The sequence below is a fragment of the Gluconobacter morbifer G707 genome (assembly GCF_000234355.1).
GTDB classification, from domain to species: Bacteria; Pseudomonadota; Alphaproteobacteria; order Acetobacterales; family Acetobacteraceae; genus Gluconobacter; species Gluconobacter morbifer.
This window is the reverse complement of the sequence record NZ_AGQV01000002.1, coordinates 400649-422539: the sequence shown is the minus strand read 5'-3', so window position 1 is coordinate 422539 and position 21891 is coordinate 400649. Positions and strand designations below refer to the sequence as shown.

At 59.3% G+C, this 21891-nt stretch carries 23 protein-coding genes, 2 tRNA genes and 1 pseudogene; 20 read left to right on the top strand and 6 right to left on the bottom strand.

The features are described 5' to 3' along the window. Positions 1-38: 38 nt before the first annotated feature. Entirely contained in the window at positions 39-974 is a 936-nt protein-coding gene (locus GMO_RS06915) for a glycosyltransferase family protein (protein WP_008851610.1), read from the bottom strand. 22 nt (positions 975-996) lie between these two features. Then, a tRNA-Ser gene (locus GMO_RS06910) sits at positions 997-1086 on the bottom strand. A gap of 236 nt (positions 1087-1322) precedes the next feature. On the opposite strand from GMO_RS06910, the gene GMO_RS06905 reads away from it, so the two are divergent. The 12 genes from GMO_RS06905 to GMO_RS06850 all read left to right on the top strand — a co-directional run bounded on the left by GMO_RS06905 (position 1323) and on the right by GMO_RS06850 (position 13012). Continuing rightward, positions 1323-1889: a Spy/CpxP family protein refolding chaperone gene (locus GMO_RS06905; protein ID WP_050801423.1), complete on the top strand. Its 567-nt coding sequence runs from the start codon at positions 1323-1325 to the stop codon at positions 1887-1889. A gap of 127 nt (positions 1890-2016) precedes the next feature. After that, the gene (ffh, locus tag GMO_RS06900; RefSeq protein ID WP_008851608.1) at positions 2017-3432 is read left to right on the top strand and encodes a signal recognition particle protein; all 1416 of its coding nucleotides are present in this window, start codon (positions 2017-2019) and stop codon (positions 3430-3432) included. A gap of 39 nt (positions 3433-3471) precedes the next feature. Further along, positions 3472-3816 carry a 30S ribosomal protein S16 gene (gene rpsP / locus GMO_RS06895; protein WP_008851607.1) on the top strand — a complete coding sequence of 115 codons (345 nt, stop codon included), beginning with the start codon at positions 3472-3474 and terminating at the stop codon, positions 3814-3816. A gap of 29 nt (positions 3817-3845) precedes the next feature. Continuing rightward, the gene (rimM, locus tag GMO_RS06890) at positions 3846-4388 is read left to right on the top strand and encodes a ribosome maturation factor RimM (protein WP_008851606.1); all 543 of its coding nucleotides are present in this window, start codon (positions 3846-3848) and stop codon (positions 4386-4388) included. Then, the gene (gene trmD, locus GMO_RS06885; protein ID WP_008851605.1) at positions 4385-5089 is read left to right on the top strand and encodes a tRNA (guanosine(37)-N1)-methyltransferase TrmD; all 705 of its coding nucleotides are present in this window, start codon (positions 4385-4387) and stop codon (positions 5087-5089) included. The genes rimM and trmD overlap by 4 nt, the downstream gene beginning before the upstream one ends. 24 nt (positions 5090-5113) lie before the next feature. After that, positions 5114-5506 (top strand): 50S ribosomal protein L19, encoded by a 393-nt coding sequence (rplS, locus tag GMO_RS06880; protein WP_040508427.1) that lies wholly within the window; start codon positions 5114-5116, stop codon positions 5504-5506. Between the two features lie 19 nt (positions 5507-5525). Beyond that, complete coding sequence (gene leuC / locus GMO_RS06875; protein WP_008851603.1) at positions 5526-6953, top strand: 3-isopropylmalate dehydratase large subunit; 1428 nt, start codon at positions 5526-5528, stop codon at positions 6951-6953. Next, entirely contained in the window at positions 6953-7579 is a 627-nt protein-coding gene (gene leuD / locus GMO_RS06870; protein ID WP_008851602.1) for a 3-isopropylmalate dehydratase small subunit, read from the top strand. The genes leuC and leuD overlap by 1 nt, the downstream gene beginning before the upstream one ends. After that, positions 7576-8685: a 3-isopropylmalate dehydrogenase gene (leuB, locus tag GMO_RS06865; RefSeq protein ID WP_008851601.1), complete on the top strand. Its 1110-nt coding sequence runs from the start codon at positions 7576-7578 to the stop codon at positions 8683-8685. The genes leuD and leuB overlap by 4 nt, the downstream gene beginning before the upstream one ends. Positions 8686-8847: 162 nt before the next feature. Continuing rightward, entirely contained in the window at positions 8848-10050 is a 1203-nt protein-coding gene (locus GMO_RS06860; RefSeq protein ID WP_008851599.1) for a pyridoxal phosphate-dependent aminotransferase, read from the top strand. After that, complete coding sequence (locus GMO_RS06855; protein WP_008851598.1) at positions 10047-11258, top strand: pyridoxal phosphate-dependent aminotransferase; 1212 nt, start codon at positions 10047-10049, stop codon at positions 11256-11258. The genes GMO_RS06860 and GMO_RS06855 overlap by 4 nt, the downstream gene beginning before the upstream one ends. A gap of 65 nt (positions 11259-11323) precedes the next feature. Further along, positions 11324-13012: a M3 family oligoendopeptidase gene (locus GMO_RS06850; protein WP_040508426.1), complete on the top strand. Its 1689-nt coding sequence runs from the start codon at positions 11324-11326 to the stop codon at positions 13010-13012. A gap of 47 nt (positions 13013-13059) precedes the next feature. On the opposite strand, the gene GMO_RS06845 is transcribed toward GMO_RS06850, so the two are convergent. Continuing rightward, positions 13060-13584, bottom strand: a complete 525-nt coding sequence (locus GMO_RS06845) for a thioredoxin family protein (protein ID WP_008851596.1) — start codon at positions 13582-13584, stop codon at positions 13060-13062. A gap of 79 nt (positions 13585-13663) precedes the next feature. Between GMO_RS06845 and GMO_RS06840 the strand changes: the two genes are divergently transcribed. Beyond that, a complete protein-coding gene (locus GMO_RS06840; protein WP_050801422.1) occupies positions 13664-14002 on the top strand; it encodes a hypothetical protein in 339 nt (112 codons plus the stop codon). 3 nt (positions 14003-14005) lie between these two features. Here GMO_RS06840 and GMO_RS06835 read toward each other — a convergent pair whose 3' ends face one another. Beyond that, a complete protein-coding gene (locus GMO_RS06835) occupies positions 14006-14434 on the bottom strand; it encodes a DUF423 domain-containing protein (RefSeq protein ID WP_008851594.1) in 429 nt (142 codons plus the stop codon). Positions 14435-14541: 107 nt separating this feature from the next. On the opposite strand from GMO_RS06835, the gene GMO_RS06830 reads away from it, so the two are divergent. From GMO_RS06830 to GMO_RS06820, 3 genes are all read left to right on the top strand, one after another. Beyond that, a complete protein-coding gene (locus tag GMO_RS06830; protein ID WP_040508424.1) occupies positions 14542-15129 on the top strand; it encodes a DUF4142 domain-containing protein in 588 nt (195 codons plus the stop codon). A gap of 13 nt (positions 15130-15142) precedes the next feature. Beyond that, positions 15143-15703, top strand: coding sequence for a cob(I)yrinic acid a,c-diamide adenosyltransferase (locus tag GMO_RS06825; RefSeq protein ID WP_040508423.1), 561 nt, complete (start codon positions 15143-15145; stop codon positions 15701-15703). Positions 15704-15930: 227 nt separating this feature from the next. Next, entirely contained in the window at positions 15931-16506 is a 576-nt protein-coding gene (locus GMO_RS06820; RefSeq protein WP_040508421.1) for a hypothetical protein, read from the top strand. Here the strand turns inward: GMO_RS06820 and GMO_RS06815 are convergent, their stop codons facing one another. Then, entirely contained in the window at positions 16507-18411 is a 1905-nt protein-coding gene (locus GMO_RS06815; protein WP_008851590.1) for an OPT family oligopeptide transporter, read from the bottom strand. It lies immediately after the preceding gene. A gap of 107 nt (positions 18412-18518) precedes the next feature. Further along, positions 18519-19109, bottom strand: a complete 591-nt coding sequence (locus tag GMO_RS06810; RefSeq protein ID WP_008851589.1) for a hypothetical protein — start codon at positions 19107-19109, stop codon at positions 18519-18521. A 101-nt stretch (positions 19110-19210) separates the two neighbouring features. On the opposite strand from GMO_RS06810, the gene ispH reads away from it, so the two are divergent. The 4 genes and pseudogenes from ispH (at position 19211) to GMO_RS06790 (ending at position 21827) form a co-directional block, all read left to right on the top strand. Beyond that, positions 19211-20221: a 4-hydroxy-3-methylbut-2-enyl diphosphate reductase gene (gene ispH / locus GMO_RS06805; protein WP_008851588.1), complete on the top strand. Its 1011-nt coding sequence runs from the start codon at positions 19211-19213 to the stop codon at positions 20219-20221. A gap of 6 nt (positions 20222-20227) precedes the next feature. Then, positions 20228-21178 (top strand): homoserine kinase, encoded by a 951-nt coding sequence (locus GMO_RS06800; protein ID WP_008851587.1) that lies wholly within the window; start codon positions 20228-20230, stop codon positions 21176-21178. After that, positions 21171-21640: pseudogene (rnhA, locus tag GMO_RS06795) on the top strand (ribonuclease HI). Before GMO_RS06800 ends, rnhA begins: the two are co-directional and overlap by 8 nt. 111 nt (positions 21641-21751) lie before the next feature. After that, positions 21752-21827, top strand: a tRNA-Asn gene (locus tag GMO_RS06790). The last annotated feature ends 64 nt before the right edge of the window (positions 21828-21891 follow it).

Sequence of the window (21891 nt, the reverse complement as noted above, 5' to 3'; positions counted from 1 at the left end):
TTTTTTGTGACTGGCGATCAGTAAGAGAAAGTGGAAACTCAGTCCGAAATCTGACGGTTTTCCTGATATCCGGACATCAGATAATGACCGAGCGGTCCCAGCGTCGAGGATGCAATATCCGGATTGAGACGTAGATAGTCCTCGCCATTCCAGATGACTGGCTCGGCACTGCCATGCCTCATGGTGATAACGGACGAAGATCCCGTCGGAGCGAATATCTGGATCTCGTTATCGTAAAGACCGGTATATTCTTTTTCAGTCAGCAGAAAATTCCCGACTGTCAGGGCCTGATCCGGGTTCGTGGTGCTGAGATACGGACGCAAGGCATCCAGGCTGCCTGTTTCCGTATGACCGCCGGCCAGGGTTCTCAGCTTCAGCTGCCAGGCTTCATAAGTCGTGTGATAATCGTGGAAGTAGGTAAAACGCGTGCTGCGGTGTCCCGGGGCGAGCGCGGAGAGAAGGGTGTGATTGTCGTTGTCGCAGCTCTGAATGGAGCCTGCGGGGAGGAAATCCTTGGTATAATGCCGTGCGGGGGCATACCAGCCGGGTTTTCCGGGAACGTTGAAAAGGGAGAATTCAAGACGCAGGGCTGACTGTTCGTTCAGCAGGCTCTCGAATTCCGCGTGAATGTCGGAAGTTGCCAGGGAAAGGCCCCGATCGGTGCAGACGGCCAGAAGTTCATGGCAGGTGACCGGCAGTGCGAAATCATATTCGGAATTCGCGTCCCATTCCCGGATGATATTGGCGACATGATGTCCGCGGTTTGCAAAATCCCCATTGGAACTGAATTCCCGGCGGATCGTACTGCCCTGCCGCTCTGCTTGGGCCAGTAATGCAAGAGTGAAGGGGTCTGTCGATCCGTTGTCGAGGATGGTGAGGTTTTCGAAGCCGAACAGACCGGCATAATGGGAGAGCCAGCGCGCAAATTTGTCGCCTTCATTGCGTTGCATCATGACGCAGCGGATAATGGGCATCTAAAGCTCCTTGAAAACCGTGTGGCGGAGAGGGTGGGATTCGAACCCACGATACGCTTCCACGTATGGCGGTTTTCAAGACCGCTGCCTTAAACCACTCGGCCACCTCTCCGGATGAAGCACGTTCACCAGGGCTGTCATGCTCCGGCGCATGAAGCATCGATGCTTCATGCGATGAGATGACGTGGGCGTCAAGCCGTTCCGGTAACCCTTCGAAGATTCTTCAAACTTACGTTTCGAAACGGGAAAAGGGATTCCCGCAACACGAAAGTATGTCATGGTGCGATGATGGTGGCGCTATCCTGTGCCATCGCGATTTGCAACTTTGGTTCAAAGACAGGACAATTCATGACGCGTTTCCGTCGCATTGCCCTTTTTCCCGCTCTCGCGTCCCTGGGGATAGCTCTGGCATCGCCGCTGGCCATCGCCCAGGTCGCCCCTCAGGGTGGTCCGCCAGAGGCTCCGCATGGTGGCCCGCATGGTGGTCCCATGCACATGATGATTCCCCCTGTTCCTCCCGGAGTCACACTGACGGACGAGCAGAAGGCGCAGGTTCAGGCTATCTTCGACAAGGCGCGCGAAGACGGTCATGAAATTCATCAGCAGATGAAAGCCCTGCATGAGCAGATCCGTACGGAGCTGGCTACGGAAGGGAATCTGAACCGGGCCGCGCTGCGCAAGCTGTCCCGGCAGGAAGAACGTCTCCAGGCCAAGGAGGCTGACAGCCGCCTTGAAACGATGGAGAAAATCCATGACCTGCTGACGCCGGAACAGCGTCGTCAGGGCAATGAGACCATGGAGAAACTCAAGTCCCTGCACGAGCAGATCCGCGCCCTGGTGGGTAACCCTCCGCCGCCGCCCTATGGCGGTCCGGATGGTGGTCCGGGCCCGAATGCTCCTGCGGATGCCCACTAAAGGGAACTGACTGCGCTCTATCGCTTGACGCGGATTGCGGGAAGGGATAGAGCAACCCTGTTTTCGGACACGCCACCTCGCGAAGGCTCGCGCAGTGGCGTGTTTCTGTTGTCTGTAAGGTGGCTCGGTGTTCGATCAACTCTCTGGCAAGATGTCCGGTGTCCTCGATGGGCTTTCCAAGAACGGGAAGCTGTCGGAAGCTGATGTCACCGAAGCCATGCGTGAAGTCCGGCTGGCCATGCTGGAGGCCGATGTTGCGCTTCCCGTGGTCCGGGATTTCGTCAGCAAGGTTCGTGAGCGGGCTGTTGGGCATGAGGTGCTGGACAGCGTCTCTCCCGGACAGGCTGTCGCGAAGATCGTCAATGACGCACTGATTGATGCGCTTGGCGGCGCGGGGGCGGTTCCGCTGAACCTGAATGCCGCTCCGCCGGTGCCGGTGCTGATGGTTGGTCTTCAGGGCTCCGGTAAAACTACGACATCCGGCAAGATTGCCCTGCGTCTGTCGCAGCGGGAAGGCAAGAAGGTTCTTCTGGCCAGTCTCGACGTTTATCGCCCGGCCGCACAGCTTCAGCTTCAGCAGCTGGCGGACCGTGTGAATGCGGTGACGGGGCGTGTTCATGCCCTGCCCATCATTGCTGACCAGTCGCCGGTGGACATTGCCCGCCGTGCGCTGGAAGTCGGACGCCGGGAAGGGTATGACGTCGTCATCCTCGATACGGCTGGCCGGCTTTCCATTGATGAAGCATTGATGGATGAGGTGCGGGAAGTCCGTGCCGTGACCCATCCGGCTGAAACGCTGCTGGTCGTGGATGCGATGACCGGTCAGGATGCCGTCAATACCGCCAAGGCCTTCAATGAGGCCGTCGGGATCAGCGGCGTTGTCATGAGCCGTATGGACGGCGATGCCCGTGGCGGTGCCGCCCTGTCCATGAAGGCTATTACGGGCGCCCCGATCAAGCTGACGGGTTCTGGCGAGAAGCTGGAAGCCCTTGAGGAATTCCACCCTGAACGTGTCGCGGGCCGTATTCTCGGTCTCGGGGACGTGGCAGGACTGGTCGAGCGCGCCTCGGAGAACCTAGATCACGAGGAAGGCGAGCGCGTCGCCAAGAAGATGCTCGCCGGAAAATTCGATCTGGATGATTATGTTTCGCAGATCAACCAGATCAACCGGATGGGTTCCATCTCGGGTATTCTCGGAATGCTGCCGGGTATGGGCAAGATCAAGGACATGCTGGGGGACAAGGAGATCGATACGTCGATCTTCACACGCCACAAGGCCATCATTTCCTCGATGACGAAGCAGGAGCGCAAGACGCCGGACATCATCAAGGCGTCCCGCAAGAAGCGGATTGCCAGCGGGTCCGGTACGACGGTGCAGGAAGTCAACCGTCTGCTCAAGCAGTTCAACGACATGTCCACCATGATGAAACGGATCAGCAAGATGGGCCTTGGCGGTCTGCTGAACGGCATGGGGGGCGCAGGAGGTCTGGCAGATATGATGAAAGGCATGGGCAAACCGGGTGGTCGCCCGCCTTTCGTCTGATCTGCCGTTCAGTTTTTAAGTTTTTCTCAGGAGTTTTTCATGAGCCTCAAGATCCGCCTTGCACGTGCAGGTGCCAAGAAGCGTCCGTACTATCACATCGTCGTTGCTGACAGCCGTAGCCCGCGCGATGGCCGTTTCATCGAGAAGGTCGGTTCCTACAACCCGATGCTGCCGTCCGATCACGCCGACCGCATCCGTCTGGTCGATGAGCGCATCAAGCACTGGCTGTCCAACGGCGCGCTGGCAACGGATCGTGTTGCCCGTTTCCTCGGCAACGCCGGTCTGGCACCGAAGCCGACCTATAACGAGCAGCCGAAGAAGTCCGCTCCGAAAGCAAAGGCACAGGAGCGTGCCAAGGCCGCTGCTGCCGCTGAAGCGGCCTGATCGGACTGGCGTACCAGAAGGTCTGATCCGTGCCCCGCTTCAACCCAGACAGTGATGTCCTGATTGCCACCATCGGTCGTCCGCATGGCGTTCATGGGCGGGTGCATTTGCACCCCGCCACGGATGCTCCGGAATCGGTTGAGGCATTTAGAATCCTGCACGACGAACACGGCGCGGAATGGACGGTCCAGTGGGTCTCACCGGGCGTGGCAACGGTCAGGGACGCACAGGGTAACGCCCTGCCGGACCGGACTGCAGCCGAGCGCCTAGTCAATCGCAGGCTGTATGTGGCCCGAGACGCTCTTCCGGAAGCGGACGATGGGGAGTTCTATCATGCCGATCTGATCGGCATGACGGCATTTTCCCAGGAGGGGGATGTTCTCGGGACCGTTGCGGTTGTCCATGATTATGGCGCCGGTGTCAGTCTGGAAATCGATCGGGGTCTGATCGTGCCGTTCACCATGGTCTGTGTGCCGCAGGTTGATGTGGCCAACAGACGGATCACGGTTGTTCCGCCCGCAGAGATCGAGGTTGAAGGCGAACTCGACGGCGATGTGCAGGTGCGGGCATGAGCTGGCGGGCCGACATCCTGACGCTGTTTCCGGACATGTTTCCCGGACCGCTGGGGTTCTCTCTGGCTGGTCGGGCGCTGGACCGGGGGATCTGGTCCTGTGAGGCGCACGACCTGCGGCCTTACGGGTTGGGACGGCATCGTGCGGTGGATGACACGCCGTTCGGCGGCGGAGCCGGGATGGTCATGCGGGCCGATGTGCTGGACGGTGCTATCTCGGCGCTTCCCGCGCTGGATGGACGGCCCGTGATCTATCCCACTCCGCGCGGCCGGCGTCTGTCCCACGACGATGTCGAGCGTCTCTCCGCGGGGCCGGGGGTTGTGGTCCTGTGTGGCCGTTTTGAAGGTGTGGACGAACGCGTTCTTGAGAAGCACGACATTGAACAGTTCAGTATGGGCGATGTCGTTCTGTCAGGCGGGGAAATACCTGCCCTGACCCTTCTGGATGCCTGCGTCCGCCTTCTTCCCGGTGTCATGGGGTCGGAGGTCAGCGGTCAGGACGAAAGTTTTGCCGAAGGCCTTCTGGAATATCCGCAGTATACGAAGCCGGCGGAATGGGACGGGCGCGACGTGCCTGAAATCCTGCTCTCCGGCAATCATGGCGCCATTGCCCGGTGGCGTCATGAACAGTCCATCGCCGTCACGAAAGCGCGTCGCCCGGATCTCTGGGATGCGTATCTGGCACGGCAGCAGGTTCATTGAGTTTTTGTTTTCAGGAGTTTGGTCATGAACATCATCCAGCAGTTTGAGGCGCGCGAAATCGAGCGCCTTTCCGGTACCCGCGCCGTTCCCGAGTTCATTGCCGGTGACACGGTCCGCGTTGGCGTCCGCGTTGTCGAAGGTACGCGTGAGCGCGTGCAGAACTTCGAAGGCGTTGTGATCGCCCGTTCCAACAAGGGGCTGAACAGCAACTTCACGGTTCGCAAGATCTCCAACGGTGAAGGTGTGGAGCGTGTGTTCCCGCTGTACGCCCTGTCAATCGCGAGCATCGAAGTTGTGCGTCGTGGTAAGGTCCGTCGCGCCAAGCTGTATTATCTGCGTGGCCGTTCCGGCAAGTCTGCCCGTATTGCCGAGCGCCCGCGTGATCTGCCCAAGGCGGACAGCAAGGCCGCTTCCTGAAAAGTCGGAGTAGTACAGGATGCCCGTTTCCTCTTCGCCCAGAACCCTGTTTGACAAGATCTGGGACGATCATGTTGTTGAACGTCTCGAGGACGGGACGTGCATCCTCTACATCGACCGTCATCTTCTTCATGAGGTGACAAGTCCGCAGGCCTTTGAAGGTCTGCGGCTGGCTGGACGCAAAGTAAGGCGTCCGGATGCCACGATGGCCGTCGTGGATCACAATGTTCCGACCACCGACCGCTCCCTGCCGATCGTCGAGCCGGAAAGCCGGCTCCAGATCGAAACGCTGGAAAAGAACGTGGCGGAGTTTCACGTTCCCTATTTCCCGCTGCGGTCTGCCTCACAGGGGATCGTTCATGTGGTCGGGCCGGAGCAGGGGATTTCCCTGCCGGGCATGACCATTGTCTGCGGTGATAGTCACACTTCCACGCATGGCGCGCTGGGGGCTCTGGCGTTCGGCATCGGGACGTCCGAAGTCGAACATGTTCTGGCAACCCAGACCCTGCTGCAGAAACCGGCGAAAAACATGCGGGTTTCCGTTGAGGGCAAGGTCGGGCCGGGGGTGACGGCCAAGGACATCATGCTGGCGATCATCGGCAAGGTCGGGACCGCGGGCGGGACGGGGCATGTCATTGAATTTGCCGGTTCCGCTATCCGGGATCTGGATATGGCCGGCCGCATGACGCTGTGCAACATGTCCATCGAGGCGGGAGCGCGCGCGGGGCTGGTTGCACCTGACGAGACCACGTTTGCCTATGTGAAGGGACGCCCTTTCGCGCCGAAAGGCGAAGAGTTCGAGCAGGCCCGTGCATACTGGCAGACGCTGGTTTCCGATGAAGGGGCTATGTTCGACACCGAGATTACGCTTCGTGCCGAGGACATCGTGCCGTCCGTCACCTGGGGGAACAGCCCGCAGGACGTGCTGCCCATTACCGGAACGGTGCCTTCGCCAGCGGATGTCGATGATCTGGCACGCGCTGCGCAGATCCAGCGGGCGCTGGATTACATGGGGCTTGAAGCAGGGCAGCTGATTGCAGGCACACCTGTGGATGTCGTCTTCATCGGATCCTGTACCAACAGCCGGCTGGAAGATCTGCGCTCTGCTGCGGAAGTCGTGCGTGGCCGCAAGGTGGCCGAAGGCGTACGAGCCATGATTGTCCCTGGTTCCGGACTTGTGAAACACGCTGCGGAAGCCGAAGGGCTGGACAAGGTCTTTCTCGAAGCGGGATTCGAGTGGCGTGAGGCTGGCTGTTCCATGTGTCTGGGCATGAACCCTGACCGTCTGACGCCGGGGCAGCGCTGCGCATCGACTTCCAACCGGAATTTCGAGGGACGTCAGGGACCGGGTGGCAGGACCCATCTGTGTTCGCCCGCCATGGCCGCCGCTGCTGCGATTACCGGGCATCTGTGCGACGTCCGTGAACTGGTCAGGGAGCCGGTCTGATGGAAAAATTCACACAGCTGACGGCTATTGCCGCGCCGATGCCGAAAGAGAATATCGACACGGATCAGATCATTCCGGCGCGTTTTCTCAAGACCATCCAGCGGACTGGTCTTGGCAAGAATGCCTTTGCCGCGCAGCGCTATGATGAAGACGGAAGCGAGCGGCCGGATTTCGTGCTCAATCAGGCACCGTATCGCAAGGCGGAAATCCTGATCACGTATGATAATCTGGGATGTGGTTCTTCGCGTGAGCATGCGCCTTGGGCGTTGCTGGATTTTGGTATCCGGTGTGTAATTGCGCCCAGTTTTGCTGATATTTTCTTTAATAACTGTTTCAAGAACGGCATTCTGCCGATCCGCCTGCCGCGCGAAATCTGTGACGAACTGATGGATGATGCCCGGCAGGGAGCCAATTCCCGTCTGACGGTCGATCTGGAAAGACAGGTCATTGTCCGGCCAGATGGTGAGACCATTCCCTTCGATGTGGACCCGTTCCGCAAGCATATGCTTCTGGAAGGGCTGGACGATATCGGCCAGACGCTGGCGCATGACAGTGAAATCACGTCATTTGAACATCGTCCGGGTCGGGCCTGGGTGCCGTCCATCACCATGGGAACCACGAAATGAGCGAAACCCACAGGATTCTTGTTCTTGCCGGCGACGGGATCGGCCCCGAGGTCATGCGTGAAGTGGCGCGGATCGTCCACTGGATGCGGGATCATCGCGGGCTGAAGCTGGACATTACGGAAGAGCTTGTGGGCGCGGCGTCTCTTGCAGTTCATGGCGTTCCCATCCGTGAGGAAGTCATCGATCTGGCCAAAAAGTCTGATGCGGTGCTGTTTGGATCGGTCGGGGATCCGGCCTGGAGCCATGTTGGTTTCGACAAACGACCGGAAGTGGCCATTCTGAAGCTGCGCAAAGAGCTGGAGCTTTTCGCCAATCTGCGTCCGGCCAAATTGTTCGATGCGCTGATTGACGCTTCGGCCCTGAAGCCGGATGTGGTGCGGGGGCTGGACCTGATGATCGTCCGTGAGACGGTTGGCGGGATCTATTTCGGTGAGCCGCGCGGCATTGAAACGCTTCCCGACGGGACAAAGCGTGGCATCAACACGGAAGTTTATACGACTTCGGAAATCGAGCGCGTGGCCCGTGTGGCGTTCGATCTGGCGCGCAAGCGTGACAACCGTGTGTGTTCCGTTGAAAAATGCAACGTGATGGAAAGCGGTCTTCTGTGGAAGGAGGTCGTCACGGATCTGCATCGGCGCGAGTATCAGGATGTGGCACTTTCGCACATGCTGGCTGACAACTGCGCCATGCAGCTTGTGCGTGATCCTAACCAGTTTGATGTCATCGTGACGGGGAACCTGTTCGGAGACATTCTTTCGGATCTTGCCTCCATGCTGACGGGTTCTCTGGGCATGCTGCCGTCTGCAACCCTGGGGATCGTGCGTGCGGACGGAAAGCGGAATGCGCTTTACGAGCCGATTCATGGCAGTGCGCCTGATATCGCCGGCAAGGGCATTGCCAACCCGCTGGCTCAGATTCTGTCGTTCGCCATGCTGCTGCGCTATTCGCTCAACCGTGGGGAAGATGCGGATCTGATCGAGACAGCCGTTTCGAACGTTCTTTCCACCGGTCTGAGGACTGCTGATATCATGTCTCCGGGTATGGCCCGTGTCGGAACGGAGATGATGGGGCAGGCCGTCCTGCGTGAAATGGAAAAACTGGCCTGACCGGACCGGCAGTCTGGCAGGAATGGGAAAGGCGGCTTCACGGGAAGCCGCCTTTTTTCATGTTTTTGCCTGGGAGCATTGCTGCCTTGCGGGAGCCTCATGGCAAAACTGTTTCGTAAGTGTATGATTGTATGGCTGTCCAGCTTACCCGGGAATTTCTTTATGTCATTTATCGCTGACCGTCTGAATCGCATCCTGCCAAGCCAGACCATTGCCATTACCCAGAAAGCGCGCGCTCTGAAGGCGGAAGGTCTGGATATTATCTCCCTGTCGGCAGGAGAGCCCGACTTTGATACGCCGGATTTCATCAAGCAGGCAGCGATCCGGGCGATCGAAAATGGCGAGACGAAATATACGGATGTTGCCGGAACGCTGCCTCTGCGCGAGGCCGTTGCTGCGCGTCTGAACGAGGATTTCGGTCTGGATTACAGGGCCGAGGAAGTCTGCGTTTCCACGGGTGGCAAGCAGGTCATCTATAATGTTTTCGTCTCGACGATCAATGCAGGGGATGAGGTCATCATTCCGGCCCCGGCCTGGGTTTCCTATCCAGATATTGTCGCGCTTGCGGACGGGACACCGGTGATCGTGCAGACCAATCCGGCCAATGGTTTTCGCCTGACGGCGGATCAGTTGCGGAGTGCCATCACGCCCCGGACGAAATGGGTGGCACTGAATTCTCCCTGTAATCCGACGGGTGCCGCGTATGACAAGGCGCACCTGAAGGCCCTGACGGATGTGCTGCTGGATTATCCGGATGTCTGGATCCTGACGGATGACATGTATGCGAAACTGATGTTCGACGGCCGGAAAGCATGCACCGTCGTTCAGGTTGAGCCGCGGCTGCGGGACCGGACCGTGACCATGAACGGCGTTTCGAAAGCCTATGCCATGACCGGATGGCGGATCGGGTTCTGTGCGGCTCCGGTCGAGTTGACGCGGCAGCTGGTCAAGTTGCAGGGACAGAGCACGAGCAACCCGTGTTCCATCGCGCAGGCGGCGGCTCTGGAAGCACTTTCCGGCCCGCAGGGATTTATTGACGAGATGGTCCGTGTCTATCAGGGGCGGCGTGATCTGGTAGTGGACATGCTGAATGCGGCTCCCGGTCTGACCTGTGCCTGTCCGGAGGGAGCATTTTACGTGTTTCCGTCTATCGCGGGTGTGCTGGGCAAGACAAGCCGGGGCGGGCGCCTGATTGATAGTGACGAGGCTTTTGTTTCAGCACTTCTGGAAGAAGCCGGCGTTGCGGCGGTTCATGGGAAGGCGTTCCTGACGCCGGGGTATTTCCGGATTTCCTATGCCACGAGTACGGAGCTCCTGATGGAGGCCTGCACGCGGATCCAGACCTTCTGTCAGGGATTGTCATGAGTTTCCGGATTGCTTCGCGACTGGCAACGCTGCCCAGACCGGCAACCATCGCCATGGCGGCCCGGGCGCGGGAACTGAAGGCGCAGGGCAGGGATGTCATTTCCCTTGCGCTGGGGCAGCCGGATTTTCCCTCGCCACCGGAAGCGATTGAAGCGGCTTATGCCGCCGCCAAAGCCGGTGATACGGGCTATCCTCCCGTTGCAGGCAAGCCGGCACTGATCAATGCCATCATCCGCAAGTTCAGGCGTGAAAACGGTCTCGATCTCTCCGCTGACCGGATCATGGTGGCTAATGGCGGAAAGCAGGTTATTTTCAATGCTTTCATGGCGTCTCTTGAGGACGGCGATGAAGTCATTGTCCCGGCGCCGTACTGGGTCAGCTATCCTCTGATTGCACGGATGCTCGGCGGTGTGCCGGTTGAAATTCCCTGCCGGGAAGAGGATGGCTTCCGGCCCACGGCGCAGGCGATACGTGATGCCATTACGCCGCGGACGAAGTGGCTGGTTCTCAACTTCCCGAACAATCCGACAGGCGCCATTCTGGAGCGCAAAGACCTCGAAGCCATCGCCAGCGTCCTGCAGGATGCGCCGCATGTCTTTGTGATGAGCGACGAGATTTACGAACATCTTACTTTCGATGGTCAAAAGCATCTGTCGCTTCTGCAGGTAGCGCCTGATCTGGCAGATCGTATCCTGATCGTGAACGGTATGGCCAAGGCCTATGCCATGACGGGCTGGCGTGTAGGGTTCGGGTGTGGTCCGGTTCCGCTGATCCAGGCCATGATCGCGGCTCAGGGTAACACGACGTCAGGCATCTGTACGCTTGCCCAGGCCGGGTCGGTTGCTGCGCTGAATGGGGATTCCGAACGCGTGGCCGAGATGTGTCAGACCTATGAGCGCCGCCGGAACAGGGTGGTCTCCCGATTGCGGGCCATTCCTGGCCTGACCTGCGCCATGCCGGAAGGCGCCTTCTATGCCTATCCCGGTCTGGCATCTCTGCTGGGGGGACGATCGGCAGGAGGGCGGTTGCTGGATACGGATGTCGCGTTTGCCGAGGCGCTTCTGGAAGAAGTGCATGTCGCGACGGTACCGGGTACGGCTTTCGGGTACAGCCCCTATCTGCGCCTGTCGTTTGCGGCATCGGATGAGCAGCTTGAAGAAGCTTGTCAGCGGATCGATCGTTTCGTGAAAGGTATTGTAACGCCTTGAGGGGCAGGCGCCGAGGAGAGGTGATAGCAATGGACGGGCGGCGGTCAGGCTGGCAGAATTGCGTCATGACAATCACGATGCCCGTCTTTTCCGACCTCTCCTTTCCCCGCCCTGATGAGACTTTTCTCCGGGAACAGTACGGGGCTGTTTCAACCCTGCTGGACGAGGGAAAACTGCCGGAAGCCCTGAAGGCGTTTGACGATGCCCGGCGGCAGTATGAATCTTGGGCCTCCCATGTGCATCTCCAGTTTTCCCGCAATACGCAGGATGCGCAGGCGAAGGCTGACCGGGATTATGCTGACCGTCTTTCTCCCATCGCCACGGATCATGAAGTCACGATCAAGAAGCGTCTGCTCGCTGACCCGGATCGCGCTTCGGTGGAAGCCCTTCTGACCCCGCATGTCGTGAAGCTGTGGGAGGCGGATACCACCACGTTCGACCCTCGCATCAGCACTGATCTGGAGGAAGAAGCCCGTCTGACGGGAGAATACACGGCCCTGCTGGCTGCGGCGAAAATTCCGTTCGATGGTCAGGTTCTCAACCTCGCCGGACTGGTGCCCTATCTTCAGTTGCCGGAAAGGGAGGTGCGCCATGAAGCTGAACGTGCGCGCTGGGCTTTTTTTGAGGAAAATGGTGCGGCGCTGGATGATCTTTACGATCGTCTCGTCAAGCTGCGGGACCGGATGGCCAAGACGCTTGGTTTCGAGACCTATATCGAGCTTGGCTACAGGCGGATGCGGCGAACGGATTACGGCCCCGATGACGTGGCGACATTCAGGCGCAAGGTTCTGAAATACGTGACGCCGCTGGTCAGTTCCCTGCTGGAGCGGCGGCGCCTCAAGATGGGTTGGGACAAGGTCCGTGCGTGGGATGAAGCGCTGATTGACATTGCGGGCAACCCGCTGCCTGCCGGGGATCATGACCTGCTTGTCGAGCGGGCGAAAGGTATGTTCGGCAAGCTCGATCCGAGCGGGGAAATGGCGGAATTTTACGGACAGATGCGCGATCAGGGCTATCTGGACCTGAAAAACCGGGAAGGGAAGGCAGGCGGTGGTTTCTGCACGTCATTCCCGACGGTTGGAACGCCTTACATCTTCGCCAATTTCAACGGAACGCATAACGATATCGGTGTGTTCACGCATGAAATGGGCCATGCTTTCCAGAACTGGAAAAGCCGGAATCTTCCGTGGATTGATCAACTCTGGCCGACCATGGAGGCTGCGGAAATCCATTCCATGAGCCTTGAGTTCCTGACCTGGCCGGTCATTGATGCGCTCGTGGCGGAGGGAGCAGCGGGCCGGTATCGGCGCATGCATCTGATTGATGCCCTGTCATTCTTTCCATACGGGGTCTGCGTGGATCATTTTCAGCATGAAATTTATGCAAACCCACAGATGACGGCGGAAGAACGGCACGAGACGTGGCATCGTCTGGAAAAGCTGTACATGCCGTGGCGGGACTGGGGGGATCTGCCCTATCCGGCGAAGGGCGGGCGGTGGCAGGCCCAGCTCCATATTTACCGGCTGCCGTTTTATTACATTGATTACGCGCTGGCGCAGTGCTGTGCGCTTCAGCTCTGGCTGGGGTCGCGGGTTGATCCGGAAGGGACGCTGGAAACTTATCGTGCGCTCTGTGCCGAAGGGGGTTCCAAACCGTTTTCGCAGCTTGTTGCGGATGCCGGGCTGACCTCGCCTTTCGAAGCGGACGTGCTGGCGGAAGTGGTTCAGGAAGTCGAGCACGTGCTGGCGAACTGAGAACGTCTGGCTCCCTAGGTTTCCAGGGAGCCAGAATGATGGGCTGGTCAGCCGCGGCTGTTCCACTCTGCGATCAGGTCCAGAACGGCCTGCGGTGACATGCTGCGTGCATCGCCCAGTGCGCGTGAGCCGTCCTGATTCAGGGCATGACCGTCAGGTGTGACGATGATGACAGTCGGAACCGCCGTGATGGTGACGCCGTACTGGCTGGCCAAGTCAAGGTTTGTGTTGATGCGTCCGACATTCACCGTAACGATCACGAACTGGCTGTCCAGCCATGCCTTTGCGTCTGGCAGGGCAAAGATCCCACCCAGCATCTTGCAGTCGGGGCACCAGTTTCCCCCGAAATCGAGCAGAACCTTGCGATGCGTTCTGCGTGCCGTGACAAAGGCGTCCTGAACCTGTTGCCGCGCGACAGAAGAATCGGGGTAGGGTGTGGCAATTGGCGGGGCGGATGTCTCGCTGATTGTGGGAGCCCCGGAAGGGGCAGCGGATGCGGAAGCCGACGAGACAAGAGCCATGCCCAGAGCGGCCATGGCCAGAAAGGAAAGGCGCATAAAAAAGGCTTTCATTGATGTAGACTTCTGCATGCCATAACGCAGTGGCGTGACGCCATTAATTTAAGCCTGTCTCAGGCGGAAGGGCATATTCTTGAAACAACAGAACGATCGTTCGGAGACCGGGGCTTCCCGATTGACCAATGAGGTCAGCATTGCCGAGACCCTGTTGCGGACTGTCGGGCTTGTCGGGCTGACCGTTATTTTTGCCGCCGTGTTCCGTTTCTGGAAGCCGGCCATTCATCTGTCACAGAAAGTGGCGGGAACGTCGGCATGGCAGGCACTGTATGGTCTTTTTCATATTGAAACCGCACTGGGGCGTGAACAGCTTATCCTGATCGGCATTGTCCTGGTGTGCTTTCTGGCCGCGCTGGGGGTGGAGGTCCTGATCCTTGCAAGCGTGCGTCGGATACGGAAACAGCGGCAGGAATGACGGTCAGTCTGCTGGCTGCCGAAGTGCAGATCCGGCGGCAAGACACCACGCAAGGATCAGGGCGGTTCCGCCGTAGGGTGCAATCCGGCCGACGGACAGTGAACCCAGTTTCAGGTCGAAAAGCGCCAGCAACGTGACGGGCACGCAGAACAGGATCATGCCCGCGACCATGAGCGAACAGGCCAGACGCGCCAGTCGGGTATTCAGCAGCGGTGCCGCGATCGACAGAAGGATCAGGGCAAGGGCATGCCACATCTGGATTTCCACCGCGGAATGGAGCATGGTCCGCCCCTGTGGTACTGCGAACAGCCTGTCAGGCAGATGCGCCGCCACGGCACCCAGCGCGACCCCGGTGGCACCGGAAAGTGCGGCAAAGATGAAACAGCCCCGGAACAGGCCATGCAGACGGAAAGAGACAGGGTTTGCGGACATGGCCGGAATGTATCATGAATCGCTGAAGACAGCGAAATACTCCCCTGCCGTTTGTCGATTTTGGATTGCCGGCCTGTTCGGCACGTTTTGAGTAAGGAAAATTCAGAATGATCGCTTCATGCCTCAAGGTATGCGCTTCCGTGGGGCTTCTGGCCGCTCTTGCTGCCTGCACGTCGGCGGATGCTCCGCCTGCTCCGGCTCTTCCGTCCGCGCCGGGCGTGTACAAGCTCTCGACTGCGGACGCCGCTTTCCTCCAGCAGGTTGATGAACTGGACCAGACGCAGATCAATATTGCCAAACTTGCGGCTACGCACAGTAACAGTGACGTAGTGAAGGCTTTTGCCACGACGGTTCTGAACGACCATACCACCAACCAGAAAGCCGTGGCCAAGATCGCGACTGAAGCCAACCTGACCGTCACGCCCAAGGTGGATGATGCGGATCAGGGACATATCGAAACGTTCGACCATCTGTATGGGAGTTCTTTCGACCGTCTGTACCTGCGCAATATTGTCAGTCTCCAGACACCGGCCTTTACCAGCACGCTGAAGACGGAAACCGCGTCCGGTGGTTTTGCAGACGTCAAGACGCTGGCGTCTGACACGACCAAGATGCTGACCGACCATACAGCCCGGGCCCATGACCTGATGGGGGATCGTACCTTCGGCCGTCATCATTCCCGCAAGCGGCACTGAGCAGGCGGGAATGATGACTATCCGGATCGATCGTGTCGTGACACGAGGTGGCGATGGCGGGCAGACATCACTGGGGGACGGAACGCGCGTCTCCAAATGCTGCCCGCGTATTGAGGCCATGGGAACAGTCGATGAACTGAATGCTCATCTAGGTCTGCTTCACCATTACATCGTTCATGATCCGAAGATGGCAGAACTTGGGGGCGATATCAGTCGTCTTCAGTCCTGTCTGTTTGATCTTGGTGCCGATCTCTGCATCCCTGATCCGGAGCGGCCGCCCAGCCTGACGGAACACGCCCTGATCTGGCTGGAAGGACGGATTGAGGCCCTGCGGGATCAGCAGCCTGCTTTGCAGAGCTTTATCTTGCCGGGTGGAAGTCTGGTGGCCTCTCACGCTCATTTGGTCCGGACGGTCGCGCGCCGTGCCGAACGCAGGGTCTCTGCTGTTGATCCCATGCCGGCATTGCCACTGCGTTTCCTGAACCGGCTGTCCGATTACTTCTTTGTTCTGGGACGACATGCCAATGACCGGGGCAATGCCGATATTTGCTGGCGTCCCGGACAGTGGCGATGAAAAGAATTACAGTCTTTACATTAATGCGCAGGTGACAGACTGGTTAAGAGTTGCTATATAGCTTCTGTCTGTAAAGCCGGGAGCAGAATCCCGGCTAAAACGACTTTCCATGTTCCATATCCGGATATGCTGCCCAACGGGGTCTAATCCCAGTCAGCTTTTCTGCCAGCCGGTAGCGGACGGGTGTGGATGACATCCAGAATATCATATTGGTTGAAAATATAAGAATGCAGGACGAACAGCAGGTTACCGACGAAGACAAACTGAGGCAGGCACTTTCCCGACTGGGAGCGGGCAATGCCCGCTCTGCCAAACCCCGCTCTTCCACGCCGACTACTGAACGCCGTCGCCGTTTTGTCCGGGATGGTCAGGTTGTTGTGGAGCACCAGGGTGGCCGGGGCCTTGTTACCCGGAATGCCGGTCAGGAAGATCAGGAAGAAATCGAGCGGCTGCGCCAGTCCGTCAAGCGTGAGCAGCGTCGATGGGAAGAGGCTGAACGCCATCTTTCCGACATGCGGGGCCAGATCCGCGTTTTTGAAACACGCGAAGCCCATGCCAAGATCCGGATCAGCGAACTGACCAAGGATCTGCGTGAGCATCAGGATACGATCCAGACCCTGAAAGGGGAACTGCACCGTGTGCGTGATCAGGCTCAAGAGGCATCCCGCCGTTCGCCCCGTCCTGTTGGTCGCCCACGCAAGGAGCAGCCACCGGTTGAGGCGGAAGAAATGCCGTCTGCCGTACAGCCTGAGCCTCGGGCTGCCAATGAGCCCGAACCCGTGCAGTGGTGGATCAAGGCCTGATTACGGCTTCAGGCTTCCAGGGCGGCGGACACGCCGCCCGAACCAGGCCATGACGGCCAGAAAAGCAGCAGCCCCGAGAAATGTGGCGACGGCATGAGGGACGGGGAGCGCAAGTGTTTCCGTACTCCCCGTCGCACCGCTCAGAGCTGCCAGCCCGACACCGACCAGACTTTCCCCAACGATAAAACCGGATGCGATCATCGTGCCCTGGGTCTTGGGGAAGCCGCGCAGTGCCCATCCTAACCCGGTGCCGATGGCAATCGTAATGGAGATGTCGGCAGGCAGATAGATGCCCATGCCGACGGCAAGTGGCGGAAGAGACAGTCTACGGCGCTTCAGGCCGAGATCCGCCAAAACCAGCATAATGCCCAGTGCAGCCCCGATTTCCAGCATTTTCCAGTCCAGATCATGGGTCAGGATGCCAGTTGCGATGGCTGCCATCAGGGCTGGCTGCGGGGCGGCGAGGGCATGTGTCGGGTCCATGTCAGGGCGGGGCAGCGCGCCGACAAAGCCATAGGCCTGATAAAGGATCTGCAGAACCCACGGGATCACGATGGCTCCGACCAGACAGCCGATCAGCAGGGCGATTTCCTGTTTCCACGGTGCTGCCTTGACCAGTTGGCCGGTCTTCAGGTCCTGAAGATTGTCATTGGATACGGCGGCCGAAGCCGTGATGGCTGAAAGGATGAACAGGCCGAAGGCGATGGTTACGGACCGTTCACCCGGCGCGAGCAGGCCGCAGCTTTCCAGCCCCCATAATGCGACGGAAATGGCAATGATGGCGATGATGCCGACCCCGGAGATGGGGGAGGAGGAGGAGCCGACAATGCCTGCCATGTAGCCGCAGGCGCTGGCCACGAGGAAACCCAGCCCGAAGCAGGAGATTAGTCCGAGGAGCACCAGCACGAACAGCGTATGTCCATGGGGAATGACAGGCCAGAGAAACTGTGCAAACAGCGCGGACAGGAGCAGGGCCAGTCCGAGGCTCAGGATGATCAGGGTGCGCGGCGCGAGATCGCGGTCCGTTTCCTCCTGGGTGCGACGAGAATGCGTGGAAAGAGCTTCCTTCAGACCTTTCGTAACGGGACCGGCAAGGGCGATGAGGGTCCAGATGGCGGCAACGGCGATCGTGCCCGCGCCAATGAAGCGCACCTTGTGAACCCAGAGGCTAGGCGCCGCCGCGACAGGGTCGGGTACGGGATTGAAATGACCCAGAACCGGGATCATGACCCCCCAGGCCAGGGCAACCCCCAGAAGCATGGCCAGACCGCCACCGATACCGACGAGATACCCTGTTCCCAGCAGGGCAAGAGAGAAACTTCCGCTGAACTGAAAGGCGGAGGTCCCCCATGTTACGGCGGTGGTAAAGCTTTCGGACAGAAGGCGCAGCCCGGACGTGGCGAATGCCATGACGGCGGCCACGATGCTTCCCGCCGTCAGGGAGCGCAGGCTCTCGGCATCTCCTTCCGGGGATGAGGCGCGCAGGATTTCGGCACAGGCCGTGCCTTCGGGATAGGGCAGGTCAGAATTTGAGACGAGGGCGCGTCGCAGGGGAATGGTGAAGACGACCCCGGTCATTCCGCCTGCCATGGTCAGGAGGAATGTGACAAAGTATGGAAATTCATGCCAGTATCCGACCATGATCAGGGCCGGAAACGCGGCAAAGACGCAGGAGAGTGTTCCCGCAGCGGAAGCCTGCGTCTGGACCATGTTGTTTTCAAGGGTCGTGCCGCCGCCCAGCAGGCGCAGAACCGCCATGGAGATGATGGTGGCAGGGATGGAAGACCCGAATGTCAGGCCGATCTTCAGACCGAGATAGACGTTCGCTGCCGTAAAGACGACCGTGATGAGAGCACCGAGAACAATACCCCGTAGAGTCAGTTCGCGGCCGTCCAGATATGTCATTCCAGAATGATCCTGTGAAGGCGCGGCGGTAGTCCTCTGGTCAGCCTCTGTTCAAGGGAGCAGGGGATTACCGTGAATTGAAGTTGCAGGGATGGCTCAGACGCGCATCAGGGGGTGCGTGGGTGAAACGAAACTGCTGGGAGATGCTGGCGGTTGTAGTCCAGTTCCGGGTGCGTGAGCTGCAGGCCGATTTCCAGCGTGTAGGGGTTGTCCTGAAGGTTGCTGGAGGCGGGCAGATCGATCAGGCGCAGTTTCGTCTGGACTGTCTGGTTGCTGACATCCTGCGGGAGGCGGAACGTGTCGCTGAACACTTTCTTGTCAGTAATCTTGCCATCCCGCAGCACCGCCACGAAATACGGAATTTCGATAGAGCCAGTGCTGGATGCCGGGCCGCGGGTCAGATTCATGGTCAGGCTGATGCGCGTCCGGACCATGGAGGCGCCGTGAGGGCCATCGGGTCCTTTCTGGCAGTCACCTGAGAGGGCTGTAATCTGGGCATGGCTGACCAGGCTGCCGATATCGAGTCCGCGATCGTCGTAAACGAAACGGTCCGCGGCGAGACCGGGAATCTCCGTTGCGGGGCAGGCGGGTGCGAACATGCTCTGATTGGATTCGTCGCAGCCGGCCAGGGTGGAAAGCGCCACAAGGGCAAAAGCCGGGGCAAACAGGGGTGTGGCGAGGCGCCGGAAGGCTGGCATCTGTTCAAGAAACTCCCAGAAAGCGGCCCGGACGTTGCGACATGAGACAATCCGGTCGATACTGGTCCTACATATCGAACTCCGCCCTCTTGGGAAACACCATGTCAGATCAGACGACTTTCGCTCCCGCCGGCACCGAAGGTGCGGCGAACCAGAAAACCCTCCGCGTTCTCCTGGCCGGCCCCCGCGGGTTCTGTGCCGGCGTGGACCGGGCCATCCGTGTGGTTGAGGAAGCCCTGCGGCGTTATGGCGCTCCTGTTTATGTGCGGCACGAGATCGTCCATAACCGGACGGTTGTGGAAAATCTGGAGGCCAAGGGCGCCATTTTCGTGGAAGAGCTCGATGAAGTCCCCGAAGACGGGCACGTCGTTTTCTCCGCCCATGGCGTCCCCAAGGCCGTTCCGGTTGAGGCCCAGCGCCGCAATCTCCTGTATCTGGATGCGACCTGCCCGCTGGTCTCCAAGGTGCATCGTGAAGCCGAGCGTCATTTTGCCGGTGGCGGTCCGAACCAGCGTCATATCCTGATGATTGGCCATGCGGGACATCCGGAAGTCGTGGGTACCATGGGCCAGCTTCCGCCGGGCGCCGTCACGCTCATCAACGACGCCGAGGAAGCCCGCACGATCCAGCCCGAAGACCCGACGCGTCTGGCTTTCATCACGCAGACGACCCTGTCGGTGGACGATACGGCCGAGATCGTGGACATCCTTCGCAGCCGCTTCCCCCTGATCGAGGGACCGAAGCGCGAAGATATCTGCTACGCCACGACCAACCGTCAGGAAGCCGTCAAGGCCATCGCGTCGGAAAGTGACCTGGTCATTGTCATCGGCTCACCGAACTCCTCCAACTCCCAGCGCCTGCGGGAAGTGGCGGAACGGTCGGGTGCACGCCGCGCCCTGCTCGTGCCCAAACTGGCCGATCTGGACTGGAGCGTGCTGGACGGTGTGGAAACGCTGGGCATCAGTGCCGGAGCATCGGCACCCGAGAGCCTCGTGCAAGAAATGGTCGCGGCGCTGGCGGAAAAATATACGCTCAAGATCGAAGAACGCATCGTGAAGGAGGAAAACATCAATTTCCGCCTTCCAGGGCCGCTCGCAGGTGAGGACGACTGAGCACTTATGGCCGTCTATACGGAACTGGCGGCCGAGACGCTTGAAGCGTTTCTTGGCATGTATGACATTGGGACACTCGTTTCGTTCCACGGCATTGCCGAAGGGGTCGAGAACAGCAATTTCCTCCTCCGGACGACGGAGGGGGATTTTATACTGACCCTGTTCGAACGGCGCGTTAAGGCCGGGGATCTTCCCTGGTTTCTCGGTCTGATGGAGCATCTCTCCAGTCGGGGGCTGAACTGCCCCCTGCCGGTCCGGGCACGGGACGGAGAGGCCCTGCAGACGCTGGCAGGACGGCCGACCGCAATCACGACCTTTCTGCCGGGCGCTTCCAGAAAGCACCCCGATGAGTCTGCCTGTCATGAACTGGGCATTGCGCTCGCTCGGCTTCATGACATGGGAAGGGGATATGACGCCGAAAGGCCGAATGCGCTGTCGATCGAATCCTGGGGTGTATTGCTGGAAAGCTGTCATGGCGGAGGAGATGATCTTTCGTCCGGGCTGACAGAAGAAATCCGGCAGGCGCTGATCAGGATTCAGGCGGAATGGCCCGTATCCGGCGAACTGCCGCGGGGCCAGATCCATGCGGATCTCTTTCCGGACAACGTGTTTTTTCAGAACGGAGCCATATCCGGCCTGATCGACTTCTATTTCGCCTGCACGGATTTTTTTGCCTACGATCTGGCCATCTGTCTGAATGCTTGGTGCTTTCCGGATGAGCGGACATATGAGCCGGATTTCGCCAGAGCCATGCTTACCGGTTACGAGACGGTCCGGACCCTGACGGACAGGGAAAAAGCTGTTCTGCCGGTTCTCTGTCAGGGGGCGGCCGTGCGTTTTCTGCTGACCCGACTGTATGACTGGATCAACACGCCTGCCAACGCGCTGGTGACCCGCAAGGATCCATTGCCGTATCTGGCCCGCCGTCGTCATTTTGCGGAGACGCAGCGTGTCTGAACAGGACGAAGCGCAGGCGCAGGACGAGAGTGGGGCTGTTGTCGAGATCTGGACGGATGGAGGGTGCAAACCCAATCCCGGGCCGGGGGGTGGGGTGTTCTTCTGCGTTTCAGGGGCAGGGAAAAGGAGCTTCACGGCGGTGATCCGGAAACAACGAATAACCGGATGGAACTGACCGCCGCGGCTGAGGCGCTGGAAGCGCTGAAACGGCCCTGCACTGTCAGGCTGCATACGGACAGTGAATATCTCCGGAATGGCATCACGCGCTGGCATACAGGCTGGGTCCGGCGCAAATGGCGGAATGCTGCCGGAGATCCTGTCGCTAATATGGATCTGTGGCAGCGTATTCTGGAAGCCGCCAAACCCCATGAGATTGAATGGCTGTGGGTGCGCGGTCATTCAGGAGACGAAAACAACGAACGCGTGGATGAGCTTGCGACGCGTGGACGGGAAGAACTCTGAAGATCCTGCGGTTTTCCGCACGCCTTTGAAGCAAAAGGAAAAATTTCCCGGAAAAATTTCATTTTGGGGGTTTACCAGTCTCCGCAGTTTGGCTACATACCACCTCGCCGGTCCCGAATAGCTCAGTTGGTAGAGCAAGCGACTGTTAATCGCTGGGTCGTAGGTTCGAGTCCTACTTCGGGAGCCAGCCTTTCTTTCCAGAAAGTCTGTGCTGGCAGACAAAAGCCCCCTTACGGGGCTTTTTGTGTATC